This is a genomic window from Nonomuraea sp. NPDC049480 (genome assembly GCF_044465905.1).
GTDB lineage: Bacteria > Actinomycetota > Actinomycetes > Streptosporangiales > Streptosporangiaceae > Nonomuraea.
Genome location: NZ_JBITMD010000003.1, coordinates 116,617 through 132,024, shown reverse-complemented (window position 1 = coordinate 132,024; position 15,408 = coordinate 116,617). Strand labels below are relative to the sequence as shown.

Sequence of the window (15,408 nt, the reverse complement as noted above, 5' to 3'; positions counted from 1 at the left end):
CCCAAAGCCCGGCACGTACGACCTCATGCCGAGGCCTGCTCCTCCTCGGCGGTCCGGACGCGCAGCTCGGTCTCGATCGCCTCGACGGACTCGGCGGCCTTGTCGCGGCGGTATTCGCGCACGGAGTAGGCGATGGCACCGGCCCAGATCAGGGCGATGGCGAGGTAGGCGACGGTCTGGACGGCGCCGGAGGCCTCGATCCAGTCGCTGCGCAGCAGGGTGCGGATGTTGGTCAGGACGATCACGCCGCCCACGGCCGAGCCGAGGATGCGCGGCGGGATGTGACGCACCAGCCAGGCCGCGATCGGCGCGGCGATGACGCCGCCGAGCAGCAGGACGGCGACCCAGGCGAAGTCGATGTTCTCCGAGCCGATGCCGACGAAGAAGCCGATGCTGGCGGCGATGGCGACGAGGAATTCGCTGGCGTCGACGGAGCCGATCACCTTGCGGGGTGCCAGCCGGCCGCTGGCCAGGATGGCGGGGGTGCCGACCGGGCCCCAGCCGCCACCGCCGGTGGCGTCGACGAAGCCGCCCAGCAGGCCGAGCGGGGCCAGGAAGCGCTTGCGCAGCGGCTTGCCCAGGTTGCCGCGCGGCAGCCCGAAGGCGGTGAAGCGGATGAGGATGTAGACGCCGAGTGTCAGCAGGATGATCGACATGACCGGGGCGGCGATCTCGGTGGACAGGCTGGACAGGAACGTCGCGCCGGCGAAGGCGCCGAGCGCGCCGGGGATGCCGATCCTGGCGACGACTTTCCAGTCGACGTTGCCGAAGCGCCAGTGGGAGATGCCCGAGGCGAGCGTGGTGCCGATCTCGGCCAGGTGCACGGTGGCCGAGGCGGCGGCCGCGTTGGTGCCGACGGCCAGCAGCAGCGTGCTGGAGGTGACGCCGTAGGCCATGCCCAGGCTGCCGTCGACGAGCTGGGCCGCGAAACCGACGAGCCCGAGCAGGATGAGCGCTCGCACGATCTCCCCTTTCTCTACTTAATAAGTAGGAATAATCATTTACGAGTCTCATGGTTTCGTCAAGTCACCCCCTGGGATCGGATAAACCCATACTTCCTACATAATTTGTTGACTATGCGACCCCATACTCGATCTACCTTGGGGAACGTGACGACCACGGATCGGTCAGATACGGCGATTGACGCCTCGGACGCTCGGTCGCGTCCCGCCGGTATGGCGACCGACGGAACGTCGGAAGGCGGCAGGCGTGGTGTGCACCATCGTGTGGAAGCGCCTGCGCAGGTTGGCGGCCGAGGACAGGCCGACCCGGGTCGCGATCGTCTCCACAGGGAGGTCTGTTTCTTCCAGAAGGGTTCGGGCCGCCATGATGCGCTGCTGGAGTAGCCATCGGCCGGGGGCGATGCCGAGCTGGTCGGCGAACCTGCGGGCGAGCGTGCGCGGGGAGATCTTGGCCTGCGCGGCGAGGTCGTCGATGGTGAGCGGTTCGTGCAGCCTCTCGATGGCCCAGTCCAGGATGGCAGCCAGGGACTCCGGCGGGTGGGCGGTGAGGGCAGGGGCGGCATACTGCAGCTGCCCGCCCTCGCGATGCGGCGGCGGCCATCCGCCAGTGGGTGGTCGCCCTACGGTGATCCAGCAGTCCCGCCTCCGCCAGAAGGAAGGCACCGGAACAGATCGCGACGATGCGGGCGCCCAGAAGGTGGTGCCGGACCTGGAGACGGCCCTGCGCCGGATCCGCTCGTACAGCCTGCCGCGCGAGCACCTCCGCCTCCAGGAGTTCGGCCAATCGTCGTTCATCGGCAAGGTCCTCATCGTGGAGAGGGAGGCCCTGCCGGAACGGGCCACGGTGGTGCTGGTACGCGAGCCGATCGGTTTCTAGCCCTCAGGAACGCAGCACCCTGTCCATGACCGGCGCAGAACCAGTACAGGAAGCAGCCGGTCATGGGGCCGGGCCGCCGCGGGAGCAGGGCGGAGCCGGCGGTTCGGCCCGGTGCAGGGCGATGTACGGCTCGGCCTGGCCGCAGTAGCGGACTCACTCGAACGCGAATTGGCCCAGGTACCGGGCATGCCCTACGACGACGTGATGCTGTCGGCGTTCATTCCGCTGGCCTACACGATCGGCACCGACTTCAAACCCGCCCGCCGCATCCCACGCGAGGAGGTTCTGCACTGGGAACGCTGGTGAGTGCGATGCCAGAACTCTGATCGACCCAATACCGCAACACGACCCTGTTCCAACTCGGCGACAGACTCCTCGCCGAGCCGGGGCCGGACGCGCTGGGCACCTGGGTACGGGCGGCCTCCGAGCACGCCGCCGTCTACAGCGGCCTGGCCGCCATGCTCGCCGCTGGTCTGGACGACGAGGCATCGGAGTTGCACGCCTCCTGCTTGCGCATGGCTGAAATCGGCGAACGCCTCGTCGCGCGGGCCCGCGAATCGGGTGCCGTCCGCTCAGACGCGTCGGGCGCGGACGTCACCGCGCTCACCACCGCCGCCGCCTCGCTCCACGAACATCTATCCGCCGCCGACGCCGACCGCCTCATCACCCTCACTCTCGACGGCCTCGCCCGCAGATAGCCCCCCTCGACATCTCAGTGCGACCATTCCCCGCTATCTTGGGTCGGAATACAGGGCTAAGGAGGGACACGCATGCCGCTGGCCTCGCAACCGCTGCGCAAGCTGGGCTTCTTGACCATCGGGCTGTTCGACGAGGCCGATCCGCGCCGGGGCCACGAGACGACGCTCGAAATCATCGAACTGGGCGAGCAACTGGGCTTCGACAGCGCGTGGGTGCGGCACCGCCACCTGCAGTACGGCGTCTCCTCCCCGGTCGCCGTCCTCGCGGCGGCCACCCAGCGCACCAGCCGCATCGAGCTGGGCACGGCGGTCATCCCCTTGGGCTGGGAGAACCCGCTGCGGCTGGCCGAAGACCTGGCGACAGTGGACATCCTGTCCGGGGGCCGCCTCAATCCGGGCCTTAGCATCGGCCCGCCCATGCACTACGACCGGGTCAAGGACGCGCTCTACCCCGACACCGGCGACGTCGAGGACTTCAGCTACGAACGCGTGCGACGGCTGCTGGGCTTCGTACGCGGCCAGCCGGCCACCGACTTCCGCGGGGTCGAGGGCTTCGAGGTCTTCTCCGACCGGGTCCAGCCCCACTCCCCCGGCCTCGGCAGCCGCATGTGGTATGGCGGCGGCAGCCTGCGCTCGGCCCGGTGGGCGGGCGAGCACGCCATGAACCTCCTGACCAGCAGCGTCGTGAAGGCGGAGGAGTCGGAGGATTTCGCCGAGATCCAGCTCTCCCACGTACGGGAGTTCCGCGCCCACCACCCCGACGGCGACCGCGCCCGCGTCTCCCAGGGCCTGGTGGTCATCCCCACCGACACAGCTTCGTCCGAGCAGCGGGCCAAGTACAAGGAGTACGCCGACAAGCGCACGCCCCGAACCGCCGCCCCCCAGGGACCGGCACGGATGATGTTCGCGCCCGATCTCGTCGGCAGCTCCGCCGAGATCGCCGAGCGGCTCTACGACCATGCCGCCTTCCGGGAGATCCACGAGGTTGCCTTCGCGCTGCCCTTCACGTTCGATCACGAGGACTACGTACAGATCCTCACCGACATCGCCACCAAGCTCGGTCCCTCACTCGGCTGGCGGCCCCGGCACCAATAGACGCCGCTGGTAGACCTTGTCCGCGTCACGGGCCGCCGCAGGACGCCTCCCGAGCGCGACGATCAACGTGGGGACGACGACCATGGCCATGGCCAGGAAAGGGCCATGAGACGTCAGCAGCCCCGCATCGCGGCGCGGGTCTGCAGCGGACATGGGAGGGACCGGCAGGGGTTGGGCGGCGGCTTGCGCGCAGGCCACCGACGGAAGCAGCGGTGATCCGATCCCGGTCAGACTTTGATCACTCGGAGGCCGGACCCACACAGCACCAGGAGATCCTCCGGATCCGAGGTGAGGATGGTGATGGGTGTCGGCGAAGCGAGGGCTGTGGCGGCCACGATCGCGTCGAGCGCGTACTTGTGCCCGTGCAGTCCGGCCGCGGCGAGGAGCTTACTGGCATGGCGGGCGATGGCTTCCGTCGGCGGAATCACGTTGACGCGTGAGACGACGTAGTCGAACCGGGCCTGGTTCACCCGAGGATCGCGTGCTTCCACGAGCGTGACAGAACTGGCGACGACGCGGATGTCCTCCGCCTCGGCCGCGGCCAGCCATTCGGTGAGCTCAGGATCGCGTCGTACGAGGTTGGACAGCCCTTCACAGTCCAGGACAAGAGTCCCGCTCATGCGGCGTCGGCCGAGTCCGCACCGTCCGCCCGCAGGACCGCCCGCTTGGCTTCGACCGATGACGGATCGACCGGTCCGTGCTCGGCCTCGGCGTCCTCGATCAGTTCACGCAGCCGATCCCGCTCCAGCTGCCGCTGGATGAGCGCCTCAACGTATGCGGATATACCACGCTTTCCGACGCGCTCCTTGAGCGCCGCGATCGTACCTTCATGGAGTGAGACGGATACCGGCCGGGTGGGGCCTTCACCAGGGACGGGAACAGCATCCATGCAGCCAGTCTAACAAATCGATTGTTATTCGGGCGGTGGCGTTGGCACCCATGCGTCACCCAGAACTGCCGACTATGGTTCGACCTGCTGGGAGCGGCCTGCCTGGCAGGCCGCGTGCGCGGAGGAGCAGCTGCGACGAGGCATGGTGGGCGCGTCCAGGGATCGACCAGGCCGCCGAGGTCGATGATCATCCTGCTCGTCAGACCAGCGGTGCTCCCGCTCGGGTCCGGACCAGCGTTCCGCTGACGGGCTGCGGGTTGCGGATCAGGTTGAGTATCGGGCAGACCCGCTCGACCTCGGCGTGCAGGTTCGCCAGTTCCTTGTCGGAGGCGGGCGAGTCGATCAGCACGTTGTAGCGGAAGTTGTGCGGGTACACGGGAATGTCGCCGTCACCCGGTTGCTGGGCTCGGGGGTCGTATTCGGCGCGCACGTCCACCTCCAGCGCGTCGATCGGCACCGCCAGCTCGGCCGCCTTGATCAGAAAGATGTGCGTGACGCAGCTGCCCAGGACGCCGGCCTGCAGTTCGGGCGAGGTGGGGCCGAGGTCGTAACCGGCGAAGTCGGGGCCGCTGTCGCTGACGATCTGGAAGTCCCTGATCCTGATGCGCCGGATCCCGCTGCGGCCCTCGGCGGTGACATGGGCGTGCAACGGGACCGGCCCGGCGGCAGGCGCCTCCCGGCGGGCCAGCAGGGCCGTGCGCTTGTGTGACAGGTACTCGCGAAGGGTGCTCATGGTCTTCTCTTCTGGTCAGCGCAGGGTCACGTGGCCGAGCGGGGTGTCGATGACGGCCAACAGCGCCGTCTCGCGTTCTTGTGAGATGTCGAGCCGGACGCCGAGGGCGGCCAGGTCGCGCCGCAGCACGTCGGGGTCGGGGTGCACGGCGGAGAAGGAGGTCAGGCTCACCAGGGGCAGGTCCGAGGAGGCGGGGTGGGGTGTGTCGCCCCAGTCGATGAGGAACGGCACCGGCCTGACCGCCGCCGGATCCTCGCGCCGGGTGAGCCGCCACTCCAGCAGTACGCCCGCCGGGGTGCGCCGGGACAGGGGCTGCACGTCGCCGGGGTCGTAGCCCTGCTCGCGGGACTGCCGCACCGCCTTGTCGATGTCCCCGGGGCGCACGGCCCAGGCCACGAGCCGCGGCGCGGTCAGGGTCTCCAGGCCGAACGCCCGGGGCCGTGCGGACGCCTCCGGGTCCGGGCCGATGATCTCCAGGTAGGAGGTGGGGCCGAAGCGGACGAGGTGGTTCGCGGTGCCTCCGGGGTGTCTGCCGCCGGGCACAGGGCGGATCCCGGTGCGTTCGGCGAACTCGGCGACCCCCGCCGCGAGGTCGGGCACCGCGTAGACAAGGTGGTCGAGCTGGGGTTCCGTCACTGGCCGGCCTCCTGGGTGGGCTCGCCGAGCGAGAGCATGAGCCGGTTGGCCCAGTTGAAGAACGCGGCGGCGTGGATGGTGTCGCTGATGGCCAGGTCATCGAGCCCCGCGGCACGGAGCGCGGCGACGTGCTCCGGACCGAACTCGGCCGGAGTGGCGGCGAGCGCCACCGAGGCGTCGATGACGGCCCGCCAGGTGCCCTCCTGCGGCGCACCGACGCCCTCGTCCAGCAGGCGCTGCACGTCGTCGGGGCGTTTGGAGTAGTGGCCGGCGAAGCGGGCGTGCACGGACGCGCAGAACACGCAGCCGTTGCGGCGCGAGGTCGCGGTGGCGGCCAGCTCGCGCTCGGCGCGCGGCAGCCCGCCGTCGGGGTTGTAGAAGATGTCCACGTCGGTCTTCGTGCGGGCGTGCAGGACATCCGGGTCGCGGGCGAGCAGCAGGAAGTACGGGGAGGCGGCGCGCGCCTTGTCGACCAGCGCCTCGTAGTGCTCGTCGGTCAGCTCGTCGGCCGTCAGGGGCGGAAGCCAAGGCTCCCAGCCGAGTTGGTCCTGGGTGAATCCGGTCATGAGGCCGATCCCTTCCGCAGCAGCCGCAGCCCGGCCACCACGCGTATCTGAAAGGTGAGGAAGGCGACGAGCTGCGACAGCGTCACGATGGCCGTGGCGCTCCAGCCCGCTCGAGCCAGGGCGTCCAGATCGTCCTCGCGAGCCTCGCGCGGCCGGAACACGAGCAGGTGGGCGTGCTCGAACGCGGCGGCGAGCCGGACGCCCAGGTCGGCGGGGTTCCGCGCCCGGTAGCGCAGTCCCTCGTCGCTCTCCTTCGCCAGCGGGCCGCCGTCCGGGTAGGCCCCGTAGGGACCGATGGTGATGCCCGCCTCGATCCCGGACTCCACGGCCTTGAGCAGGCCGGGCGAGAGCTCGGCCAGCCGGTCGGCGTAGAAGGAGGCGATCTCGGCGTCCTGGTGCAGCCCGGCCACGAAGGCCGCGATCGCGTCCCGCTCGACGAGCGTGACCTCTCTGTCGTCGTCCGGGGTGAAGAGCGCGTCGAAGCTGCGCTGGGCGTGCTCACGCGCGCCCGGCCGCCGGGCGCGCAGCCGGTCGAGCGGAGAGCCGGGTGTTATCCCGGCCAGGTGGTCGATGACATCGTTGATCATTTGGTGCTCAGTTCTGTGGAGGGGAGCCAGCCGAGCGCGGGCGCGACCTCGGTCGCCAGCAGCTCGATCGAGCGGAGGACGAGCGGGTGCGGCGGGTCGACCGAGTGCACCTGGAAGACCAGGTCGGTGACCCGGTCGAGAGTCGGGTCGGCTTGGAGGCTTTCGATGACGTCCTCCGGGGTGCCCAGGTGAACGTCGAAGGCTGCGATGCGGCTGTCGAGATCGCCCTCGGGCAGCTCGAAGGGCAACCTGCCCCGGCCGAGGCCGAGCTCGGCGTAGCGCAGCGCCTCGGCCCGGCTGTCGGCGACGAACGCGGTGCGCGAGGCCACGATGCGCGGCCCGACGCCGGACGGCAGGTTCTCGTGGTAGGCGTCGACGATCGGCAGCTGGATGTCGGCCAGCGTCGCCTGCGGGTTCTCGGCGGGCCGCGGCTGGGTGCGGGACAGCATCAACCCGTGGCCCGCCCTCCCCGCCCGAGCCCCGCCCGCGACCGAGAACGTGGCTTCCCACACGGCGTCGAGGAGCCTGGGCGCGGGCGGGTAGAGCCGGTTGCCGCCGCCGAGGTCCTCCCCCGACCAGGCGCGGCGCAGCAGCCACAGGTGCTCGGCGTAGAGAGCCGCGCGGTCGGCGCTGTCGTGCCCGAACGGCGCGAACGACGACGGCGTGCCCCCGCCGCCCACGCCCACCTCCAGCCGGCCGCCGGTCAGCAGGTCCAGCACGGCCGTGTCCTCGGCCACCCGCACCGGATGCTCCAGCGGCAGCGTGATGATGCCGGTGCCGAGCCGGATGCGACCGGTCCGCGCGGCGACGTGGGCCAGGAACACCAGCGGCGCGGGCAGGCCGCCCTCCTCGCCGTCGAAGTGGTGCTGCGCCACCCACGCCGTGTCGAACCCGTACGCCTGCGCGTGCTCGATCTGCTCGGCGGCCAGCCGGTACCGCTCCCCCGGCGGCACGTCGTCGAGGAGCCGGGTGAAGAAGCCGAGCCTCATCGCACCCGCTCCGGGATCGCGGCCAGCAACTCGCGGGTGTAGTCGTGCCGGGGCTCGGTGAAGACCTGCCGGGTGGTTCCGGTTTCCACGATGCGTCCTTTGCTCATGACGGAGACGGTGTGCGAGATCTGGCGTACCACGGCCAGATCGTGCGAGATGAACAGATAGGTGAGCCCCAGGTCGCGCTGGAGCCGTTCGAGAAGGTCGAGGATCTGCGCCTGCACGGTGACGTCGAGGGCCGAGACCGCCTCGTCGAGCACGATCACCTCTGGGTCGGCGGCCAGCGCGCGGGCGATGGCCACCCGCTGCCGCTGCCCGCCGGACAGCTCCCGCGGTCGGCGCGCCAGCACGTCCTCCGGCAGCGCCACCCGCTCCAGCAGGTCGGCGACCCGGGCGCGGCGACTGGCCCGGTCGCCGAGGTTGAAGTTACGCAGCGGCTCCTCCACGATCTTCCCGATGGACTGGCGCGGGTCGAGCGACCCGTACGGGTTCTGGTAGACGAGTTGCACGTGCCGGCGGAAGCGCCGATCGTCCGGCGCCCCGGCGATGGTCACCGTTCCCGAGGTGGGCGTCGCGAACCGCACGACCATCCTGGCCGTGGTGGTCTTGCCGGAGCCGGACTCGCCCACCAGCGCGTGCGTGGTGCCGCGCGCCACCTCGAAGGAGACCCCGTCCACGGCACGGAACGGGCGCCGCCCCACGCGAAACTCCTTGACCAGGTCGCGGACCACGATCGCGGGCCCCGTCGCCGGCCGGGCCTCGGGAGGCTCGCCGGGAGAGTCCAGGAACGGCCGCGCCGACAGGGCGGGAGCGTCGTTCAGCAGCCGCTTGGTGTAGTCCGCCTCGGGGGCGGCCAGCACGGCGGCGGTCGGCCCCTGCTCCACGATGCGGCCGTCCTTCATCACCACGAGGCGGTCCGACCGGCTCGCGGCCAGGCCGAGGTCGTGGGTGACCAGCAGCACGGCGGTGCCGTACTCGGTGCGGAGGTCGTCGAGGAGATCGAGGATGCGCCGCTGCACGGTGACGTCCAGTGCGCTGGTGGGCTCGTCGGCGATGATCAGCCGGGGGCGCAGGGCGATCGCGATGGCGATGAGCACGCGCTGGCGCATGCCGCCGGACAACTCGTGCGGGTACCGGCGGGCCTGCATCTCCGGGTCGGGCAGGCCGACGCGGGCGAGCAGATCGAGGACCTGGCGGCGGATCGTCCGGCGGTCGCCATACCGGTGGATGCGCAGGACCTCGCCGATCTGGGCGCCGATGGTCTTGACCGGGTCCAGGGAGTTGGCGGGGTCCTGCGGGATCAGGCCGATCTGCGCGCCGCGGACGGACCGCAGGCGACGCTCGGACCATCCGGCCAGGTCGGCCTCGCCGAATCCGATCCGACCCGCGTCCACGGTGGCGTTGCCGGGCAGCAAGCCGATGATCGCGTGCGCCGTGGTGGACTTGCCCGACCCCGATTCGCCGACGACGGCCACGACCTCCTCCGGCTCGATCGCGAAGGAGACGCCGTCCACCGCGCGCCTGCCGTCGTAGGAGACCGCCAGGTCGCGGATGTCCAGCAGGCTCATGCTCGTTCCTTTCCGATCGAGCGGCTGATGCGGCCGGCGGCGAGCACCACCGCGACCACCACCGCGCCGGGCAGCGTGGTCAGCCACCACGACGTGGCCAGGTAGTTGCGGCCCTCGGAGATGAGCAGCCCCCACTCCGGGGTGGGCGGCTCGGCGCCATACCCGAGGAAGCCGAGCGTCGAGATGGCCAGGATGGCCGCGCCGAACTGCAGGGCGGCCAGCGCGATGACGGGGCCCAGCGAGTTCGGCAGCACGTGCCGCCACAACACGGCCGGGAACGTGCCGCCGCTGCCGAACGCGGCCTCCACGTAGTCGGCGCGCCGGACGTGCCGGGCCCGAGCAGGATGATCACCGTCAGGGCCAGGAGCAGGCCGGGCACCGACAGCAGCACGTCCACGACCCGCATGACCGCCGCGTCGGCGAACCCGCCGGCCGCACCGGCCAGCAGCCCGAGCAACGTGCCCAGCAGCAGGCCCACCGCCACGGCCACGAGCGCCCCCGACAGCGAGTGCACCGAACCGTGCACCACCCGGGCGAACACGTCGCGCCCGACAGCGTCGGTACCGAACAGGTGCTCCGCGCTCGGCCCCTGGAGTTTTTCAGCAGGCACGCCGGCGATCGGGTCGTAGCCGGTGAACACCCCGGGCACGACCGCCCAGAGCAGCGCCAGGCCGAGCACCGCCCACGCGAGAGCCACTCCGCCCTTCACGCCGCCGCCTTGAGCCGCGGGTCGAGGATCGGGAACAGCACGTCCACGATCAGGTTGACCAGCACGAACACGGCTGCGGCGAGCACCACGACCGCGAGCATCACCGGGGTGTCCTGCGCGTTGACGGCCTGCTCGGTCAACCGGCCGATGCCGGCCCGGCCGAAGACGGTCTCGGTCACGACCGAGCCCGCGATCAGCTCGCCGAACGTCAGCCCGGCCACGGTCAGCGTCGGCAGCACGGCGTTGCGGGCCACGTGCCGCCACAGGACCCACCACCGCGTGGCGCCCTTGGCCTCGATCACCGGCACGAACGGCTGCGCGTACACCTGGTCGATGCTCCTGGCGAGCACCTGCGCGATGGGCGCCGAGATCGGCACGGCCAGCGTCAGCACGGGCAGGATGAGCTGCTGCAGCTCGCCGCCGCCGATCACCGGCACCAGCTTCAGCCGGAACGAGAAGACCTGGATCAGCAGGATGCCCAGCCAGAACGCGGGGACCGAGATGAACACCGACGGCACCGACAGCAGCGCGCCCCGCAACCACGAAGTCCGGCTGTAGCTCGCCGCGAAAGCGATCACCACGGCGATCAGCACCGCCAGCAGGAACGCGGCCGAGGCGAGCCGGGCCGTCCCGGGCAGCGCCTCGGCCAGCCGCTCGATCACGGGGGTGCCGGTGTCGATCGAGTAGCCGAGGCCGCCGGTCACGAAGCCGAACAGGGTCCGGAAGTAGTCTCCGATCGGCGAGCCGCCGGCGTAGAAAGCGCGGATCTCGGCGATCTGCTGCGGCGACAGGCCGAGCTCGGGGTTCTGGAACTTGATCAGGATCGAGTCGCCGGGCAGCAACTGCAGGAGCACGTAGCTCGCCGTGAAGGCGGCCCAGAGCACGAGCGCCGCCTGGCCGGTCCTCGACAGGAGGTATCGCGTCACTGCTGCGACTTCCACACCGAGTAGAACCAGGGCCGGGCGACCGCCTCGAAGGCCACGCCCTTGACGTGCGGCGCGGCGCCGTACACCTGGGGCTCCTCGAACAGCGGGATCGCGTAGCCCTGCTCGATCACGTACCGCTGGATCTCGGACACCTTGGCGTTGCGCGCGGCCACGTCGGGCTCGGCGGACTCCTCCTCCAGCAGCCGGTCCAGCTTCTCGTCCTCGTGGAGGATGACGTCGCGGTTCTGGCTGTGGAAGTGACTCTTGATCACGTCCTGGTCGGCGCGGCCGACCATGCCGTGCTGAATCGCGGTCTTCTCGGCGTTCTTGATGTCCACGGCCTGCGTGCCGGCGTCGGCGGGGCGGATCTCCAGCTTCACACCGAGCTTGGCCCACTGCTGGGCGACGAGTTCGAGCGTCTGCTTCGACAGCGGCTGCGGACCGGAGACGAACACGCCGAGCTGCAGCCTCACGCCGTCCTTGGCGCGGATCCCGTCGGCGCCGCGCGCCCAGCCTGCCTTGTCCAGCAGGGCGTTGGCCTGGTCCGGGTCGTAGGCGAGCTCCTTGGACAGGTCGGAATAGCCCTGGGCGAGGTGGCTGAGCACGGAGGTGGCCACCGGATAGCTGCCGGTGAACAGGGTGTCGACGACCTCCTTGGCGTTCGTGCCCGCCTGCAGCGCCCTGCGCACGTCGGCGTCCTTGAGGATGCTGTTCGTGGGCCGCAGGTAGAGGCCGTTGTTCACGCCCCGGGTGGGCTCGGCGTAGATCTGGAAGCCCGCGTCCTTGACGGTTTTCTCGTCGTACGCCTGGACGTAGCGCACCATGTCGGCCTGGCCGGAGGTGAGCGCACCCACCCGCACGTTGTCCTCCGGCGTGACGATGATCTTGATTTCGTCGAGGTACGCGCGGCCCTGGTGCTGCGACGACGGCGGGGCCCAGTTGTAGTCCTTGCGCGCGGCCAGGTCGACCTCCTTGTCGACGATCTGGCTCTTGAGGGTGAAGGGGCCCGAGCCGATGATGTTCTTGAGCTGGCACTGCTGCTCGTACGGCAGGGAGAGCGTCTTCTTGGAGACGAGGCCGGCACCGATCACGGAGGTGCCCTGGAGGAAGCCGGGCGAGGGCTGCTTGAAGTGGAACTTCACCGTCTTGGCGTCGACGACCTCGCTGCGTTCGTAGTTGTTGACGAACTCGGCGACGGGCAGCTTGAGCTTGGGATCGCCCAGGCCGTACACGTCGAAGTTGGCCGCCACGGCGGAGGCGTCGAGCGGGCTGCCGTCGCTGAAGGTCACGCCGTCGCGCAGGTGGAACGTGTACTCGGTGGCGTCCTCGTTGATCTCCCACTTGGTGGCGATCCACGGCTCGATCTTCAGCGTCTCGGGGTTCTGCCAGGTCAGCTTGTCGGTGATCTGGTTGAGGATGCCGCCGTTGGGATAGAAGCCGGCGGCGGGCAGGTAAAGGCAGGTCGGGGGCTGATGCTCCAGATAGGTCAGAGTGCCGCCGTAGGCCGGTTTGTTGCCGTCGCCTGCCGCGGTTCCGGCAGCTCCCCCGCCGCCACAGGCGCCGAGTAGGCCCACGACGGTGAGCATGGCGGCGGTGAGCAACGGCCTGGATGGAGACATGGGGGTACTGCCTTTCATGAACGTTTGTGACCCTAAAGCCACTATAACCTACCTAGATTGTGGAGAATTCCATGCGGGGTACGGCGGCGACCAACGCCTGTGTGTAGGGGTGGCGGGGCCGGGTGAACACCTGCCCGACATCGCCTTCCTCGACGACGCGGCCGTCCTTCATGACGAGCACGCGGTCGGCGACGTGGTGGACGACGCCCAGGTCGTGGGAGATGAACAGCATCGCGGTGCCGTACTCGGCCTGGAGGTCGGCGAGCAGATCAAGGACCTGGGCCTGGATGGAGACGTCGAGCGCGGAGACGGGTTCGTCGCAGACGAGCACGTCGGGCCGGGGGCCGAGGGCGCGGGCGATGGCGACGCGCTGGCGCTGGCCTCCGGACAGCTCACGGGGATGCCGGGCGGCCGTCTCCGGCGGCAGGCCGACGCGGGCGAGCAGGTCGCGTACGCGTTCGCGGCGTTCCGCCCGAGGCAGACGCAGCGGCTCGGCGATCAGGTGGCCGACGGTGTGGCGGGGGTCGAAGGAGTCGAGCGGGTTCTGGGAGATGAGCTGGATTCTGGGGCGGAGCGGGCGGCGGGCGCGTTCGCGCTGGTGGCTCCATGGCCGCTGGTGCAGGGTGACCTGGCCGGTGTCGGGTTCGAGCAGTCCGAGGGCGAGGCGGGCCAGCGTGGTCTTGCCCGAGCCGGACTCGCCGACGACGCCCAAGGTCTCGCCCTGGTCGAGGGCGAAGGAGACGTCGTCCACGACGCGGCGCGGGCCGTAGGAGCGGGTGAGCCCGGCTCCGGCGAGGACTTGGACCGGGGAGACGCGGGCGGGGCGGGTGCGCGGGGTACCGGTGGTGAGGCGGATGCCACGGGAGGCGGCGGACGGGACGGCGGCCAGCAGCGCGCAGGTGTAGTCGTGCGCGGGCGCGGCCAGCACCTCCCGGGCGGGCCCCTCCTCCACGACCTGCCCGTCCTTCATGACCAGGATGCGGTCGGCGATCGAGCCGACGACGGCCAGGTCGTGGCTGATCAGCAGCAAAGCGGTCCCGGCGGCCTTGCGTTCGGCGAGCAGCCGCAGGATCTGAGCCTGGACGGTGACGTCGAGGGCGGTGGTGGGCTCGTCGGCGATGATCAGCTCGGGATCGGCGGCGATGGCGGAGGCGATCAGCGCCCGCTGCCGCAGCCCGCCGGAGAGCTGGTGCGGGTACTGCCCGACCCGGGTCGCCGGATCCGGTATGCCCACCGCGTCGAGCAGCTCCAGCACCCGATCCGTGCGGCGGGCCCGGGGCACGACGTCGTGCACGGCGAGCACCTCGGCGATCTCGGCGCCCACGGTACGCAGCGGGTCCAGCGAGACCAGCGCGTCCTGCAGGACGAGTCCGGCGAACCCGCCGCGCAGTCGCCGCCAGTCGCCGGGGGTGAAGGCGAGGGCGTCCCGGCCGGAGACGCGGAAGGCCGAGGCCCGCACGATCGAGCCGGGTCCGGCCAGGCCGAGCAGGGTCCGTGCCGTGACGCTCTTGCCGGAGCCGGACTCGCCGACGATGGCCACGCACTCGCCGGGCTCGACCGTCAGGGCCACACCGCGTACGACCTCGGTGTGGCCGAAGCTCACGCGCAGGTCCTCCACGGTAACCAGCGAGGTCATGGTGTTCTCCCCTCGAAGCGGCGTTGCAGGCGGCGCCCGACGACGGTCAGGCAGACGACGGTGAGCGTGATCGCCAGGCCCGGGAAGAGTGCCTCCCACCAGGCGACCCGCAGGTAGTTGCGGGCCTCGGAGAGCATCGCGCCCCACTCGGCGGCCGGCGGCTGAGGTCCCATGCCGAGGAAGCTGAGACCGGAGCTGGCGATCACGGCCTGGCCGAGGCCGATGGTGGCCAGCACGGGGATCGGGCCGAGCACGTTGGGCAGCACGTGCCCGGCGACGATCGCCAGGCGGGGACGGCCGAAGGTGAGTGCCTGCTCGACGTAGCCGGAGTGGCGGACGACGAAGGTCTGGGCGCGGATCACACGGGCGTAGTTGGGAATCTGGGCGACGGCGATGGCGAGGATGACATTGCCGGTGCCCGGGCCGGTGATGGCCACGACCAGGAGGGCGAGCAGCAGCTCGGGCAGGGTGGACAGCACGTCGAACGAGCGGGCCAGCGCCTCGTCCAGCCATTTCGGCGACAGCCCGGCGGCCAGTCCGAGCAGCACGCCGGCGGTGACGGCCAGGGCGGTGGCGGCGACGCCGATGCTGATGGAGTGGCGGGCGCCATGGACGACCCTGGCCAGCACGTCGCGGCCGAGGTGGTCGCTGCCGAACCAGTGGGCGCCGCCGGGCGGGGCGAGCGCGTTCAGCGGGTCGGCGGCCAGCGGGTCGGCGTCCGTGACCAGCCCGGGCGCCGCGACGGCCACGGCGAGGAGGGCGAGGAAGGCCACCGGCACCAGCCGGCGCAGGAGGTCCGCCGCGGCAGACCCGCTCGATGCCGACCGGGCGGGCCGGGCCGGGCTCGAGCGGGTGGCGTGCCAAGGGCGCAGGATCTTCCGGGCGGGGCGGGATTCCCCGCGGGTGAGCACGCGCATC

19 protein-coding genes are annotated in these 15,408 nt (G+C 70.8%); 4 read left to right on the top strand and 15 right to left on the bottom strand.

Annotated elements, in window-relative coordinates; translation table 11 throughout:
- Nucleotides 1-23: 23 nt before the first annotated feature.
- Together ACIBX3_RS10365 and ACIBX3_RS10360 are read right to left on the bottom strand one after the other, a co-directional pair.
- The gene (locus ACIBX3_RS10365) at nucleotides 24-962 is read right to left on the bottom strand and encodes a sulfite exporter TauE/SafE family protein (protein WP_397115280.1); all 939 of its coding nucleotides are present in this window, start codon (nucleotides 960-962) and stop codon (nucleotides 24-26) included.
- A gap of 165 nt (nucleotides 963-1,127) precedes the next feature.
- Nucleotides 1,128-1,625, bottom strand: a complete 498-nt coding sequence (locus ACIBX3_RS10360) for a helix-turn-helix domain-containing protein (protein WP_397115278.1) — start codon at nucleotides 1,623-1,625, stop codon at nucleotides 1,128-1,130.
- A 37-nt stretch (nucleotides 1,626-1,662) separates the two neighbouring features.
- Here ACIBX3_RS10360 and ACIBX3_RS10355 point away from each other — a divergent pair, with 37 nt between their 5' ends.
- The 4 genes from ACIBX3_RS10355 (at nucleotide 1,663) to ACIBX3_RS10340 (ending at nucleotide 3,632) form a co-directional block, all read left to right on the top strand.
- Nucleotides 1,663-1,839 carry a hypothetical protein gene (locus ACIBX3_RS10355; protein ID WP_397115276.1) on the top strand — a complete coding sequence of 59 codons (177 nt, stop codon included), beginning with the start codon at nucleotides 1,663-1,665 and terminating at the stop codon, nucleotides 1,837-1,839.
- Between the two features lie 111 nt (nucleotides 1,840-1,950).
- Complete coding sequence (locus ACIBX3_RS10350) at nucleotides 1,951-2,145, top strand: hypothetical protein (protein WP_397115274.1); 195 nt, start codon at nucleotides 1,951-1,953, stop codon at nucleotides 2,143-2,145.
- Nucleotides 2,146-2,189: 44 nt separating this feature from the next.
- Entirely contained in the window at nucleotides 2,190-2,537 is a 348-nt protein-coding gene (locus tag ACIBX3_RS10345; RefSeq protein ID WP_397116368.1) for a hypothetical protein, read from the top strand.
- Between the two features lie 72 nt (nucleotides 2,538-2,609).
- Nucleotides 2,610-3,632, top strand: coding sequence for an LLM class flavin-dependent oxidoreductase (locus ACIBX3_RS10340; protein WP_397115272.1), 1,023 nt, complete (start codon nucleotides 2,610-2,612; stop codon nucleotides 3,630-3,632).
- A 227-nt stretch (nucleotides 3,633-3,859) separates the two neighbouring features.
- Here ACIBX3_RS10340 and ACIBX3_RS10335 read toward each other — a convergent pair whose 3' ends face one another.
- The 13 genes from ACIBX3_RS10335 to ACIBX3_RS10275 all read right to left on the bottom strand — a co-directional run bounded on the left by ACIBX3_RS10335 (nucleotide 3,860) and on the right by ACIBX3_RS10275 (nucleotide 15,407).
- Nucleotides 3,860-4,252 carry a type II toxin-antitoxin system VapC family toxin gene (locus ACIBX3_RS10335; protein WP_397115270.1) on the bottom strand — a complete coding sequence of 131 codons (393 nt, stop codon included), beginning with the start codon at nucleotides 4,250-4,252 and terminating at the stop codon, nucleotides 3,860-3,862.
- Complete coding sequence (locus tag ACIBX3_RS10330) at nucleotides 4,249-4,521, bottom strand: hypothetical protein (protein WP_397115268.1); 273 nt, start codon at nucleotides 4,519-4,521, stop codon at nucleotides 4,249-4,251. The genes ACIBX3_RS10335 and ACIBX3_RS10330 overlap by 4 nt, the downstream gene beginning before the upstream one ends.
- 199 nt (nucleotides 4,522-4,720) lie before the next feature.
- The gene (locus tag ACIBX3_RS10325; protein ID WP_397115266.1) at nucleotides 4,721-5,254 is read right to left on the bottom strand and encodes an OsmC family protein; all 534 of its coding nucleotides are present in this window, start codon (nucleotides 5,252-5,254) and stop codon (nucleotides 4,721-4,723) included.
- 15 nt (nucleotides 5,255-5,269) lie between these two features.
- Nucleotides 5,270-5,890: a VOC family protein gene (locus tag ACIBX3_RS10320; protein ID WP_397115264.1), complete on the bottom strand. Its 621-nt coding sequence runs from the start codon at nucleotides 5,888-5,890 to the stop codon at nucleotides 5,270-5,272.
- Nucleotides 5,887-6,456 (bottom strand): alkylhydroperoxidase domain protein, encoded by a 570-nt coding sequence (locus tag ACIBX3_RS10315; RefSeq protein WP_397115262.1) that lies wholly within the window; start codon nucleotides 6,454-6,456, stop codon nucleotides 5,887-5,889. The genes ACIBX3_RS10320 and ACIBX3_RS10315 overlap by 4 nt, the downstream gene beginning before the upstream one ends.
- On the bottom strand, nucleotides 6,453-7,043 hold the full coding sequence (locus ACIBX3_RS10310) for a CMD domain protein (RefSeq protein ID WP_397115260.1): 591 nt from the start codon (nucleotides 7,041-7,043) through the stop codon (nucleotides 6,453-6,455). The genes ACIBX3_RS10315 and ACIBX3_RS10310 overlap by 4 nt, the downstream gene beginning before the upstream one ends.
- Nucleotides 7,040-8,032, bottom strand: a complete 993-nt coding sequence (locus tag ACIBX3_RS10305) for a putative FMN-dependent luciferase-like monooxygenase (protein ID WP_397115258.1) — start codon at nucleotides 8,030-8,032, stop codon at nucleotides 7,040-7,042. The genes ACIBX3_RS10310 and ACIBX3_RS10305 overlap by 4 nt, the downstream gene beginning before the upstream one ends.
- On the bottom strand, nucleotides 8,029-9,600 hold the full coding sequence (locus tag ACIBX3_RS10300; protein WP_397115256.1) for a dipeptide ABC transporter ATP-binding protein: 1,572 nt from the start codon (nucleotides 9,598-9,600) through the stop codon (nucleotides 8,029-8,031). Before ACIBX3_RS10300 ends, ACIBX3_RS10305 begins: the two co-directional genes overlap by 4 nt.
- On the bottom strand, nucleotides 9,597-9,908 hold the full coding sequence (locus ACIBX3_RS10295) for an ABC transporter permease subunit (protein WP_397115254.1): 312 nt from the start codon (nucleotides 9,906-9,908) through the stop codon (nucleotides 9,597-9,599). Before ACIBX3_RS10295 ends, ACIBX3_RS10300 begins: the two co-directional genes overlap by 4 nt.
- Nucleotides 9,909-10,305: 397 nt before the next feature.
- Nucleotides 10,306-11,235: an ABC transporter permease gene (locus ACIBX3_RS10290; protein WP_397115252.1), complete on the bottom strand. Its 930-nt coding sequence runs from the start codon at nucleotides 11,233-11,235 to the stop codon at nucleotides 10,306-10,308.
- On the bottom strand, nucleotides 11,232-12,854 hold the full coding sequence (locus ACIBX3_RS10285; RefSeq protein WP_397115250.1) for a TIGR04028 family ABC transporter substrate-binding protein: 1,623 nt from the start codon (nucleotides 12,852-12,854) through the stop codon (nucleotides 11,232-11,234). The genes ACIBX3_RS10290 and ACIBX3_RS10285 overlap by 4 nt, the downstream gene beginning before the upstream one ends.
- Nucleotides 12,855-12,906: 52 nt before the next feature.
- Nucleotides 12,907-14,490, bottom strand: coding sequence for a dipeptide ABC transporter ATP-binding protein (locus ACIBX3_RS10280; RefSeq protein WP_397115248.1), 1,584 nt, complete (start codon nucleotides 14,488-14,490; stop codon nucleotides 12,907-12,909).
- Nucleotides 14,487-15,407, bottom strand: coding sequence for an ABC transporter permease (locus tag ACIBX3_RS10275; protein WP_397115247.1), 921 nt, complete (start codon nucleotides 15,405-15,407; stop codon nucleotides 14,487-14,489). Before ACIBX3_RS10275 ends, ACIBX3_RS10280 begins: the two co-directional genes overlap by 4 nt.
- Nucleotide 15,408 lies beyond the last annotated feature (1 nt).

Coding starts and splice junctions, on each gene's coding strand:
- ACIBX3_RS10340 (WP_397115272.1), top strand. CDS start 2,610: ATGCCGCTGGCCTCGCAACCGCTGCGCAAGCTGGGCTTCTTGACCATC.
- ACIBX3_RS10335 (WP_397115270.1), bottom strand. CDS start 4,252: ATGAGCGGGACTCTTGTCCTGGACTGTGAAGGGCTGTCCAACCTCGTA.
- ACIBX3_RS10330 (WP_397115268.1), bottom strand. CDS start 4,521: ATGGATGCTGTTCCCGTCCCTGGTGAAGGCCCCACCCGGCCGGTATCC.
- ACIBX3_RS10325 (WP_397115266.1), bottom strand. CDS start 5,254: ATGAGCACCCTTCGCGAGTACCTGTCACACAAGCGCACGGCCCTGCTG.
- ACIBX3_RS10315 (WP_397115262.1), bottom strand. CDS start 6,456: ATGACCGGATTCACCCAGGACCAACTCGGCTGGGAGCCTTGGCTTCCG.
- ACIBX3_RS10310 (WP_397115260.1), bottom strand. CDS start 7,043: ATGATCAACGATGTCATCGACCACCTGGCCGGGATAACACCCGGCTCT.
- ACIBX3_RS10305 (WP_397115258.1), bottom strand. CDS start 8,032: ATGAGGCTCGGCTTCTTCACCCGGCTCCTCGACGACGTGCCGCCGGGG.
- ACIBX3_RS10300 (WP_397115256.1), bottom strand. CDS start 9,600: ATGAGCCTGCTGGACATCCGCGACCTGGCGGTCTCCTACGACGGCAGG.
- ACIBX3_RS10285 (WP_397115250.1), bottom strand. CDS start 12,854: ATGTCTCCATCCAGGCCGTTGCTCACCGCCGCCATGCTCACCGTCGTG.
- ACIBX3_RS10280 (WP_397115248.1), bottom strand. CDS start 14,490: ATGACCTCGCTGGTTACCGTGGAGGACCTGCGCGTGAGCTTCGGCCAC.
- ACIBX3_RS10275 (WP_397115247.1), bottom strand. CDS start 15,407: ATGCGCGTGCTCACCCGCGGGGAATCCCGCCCCGCCCGGAAGATCCTG.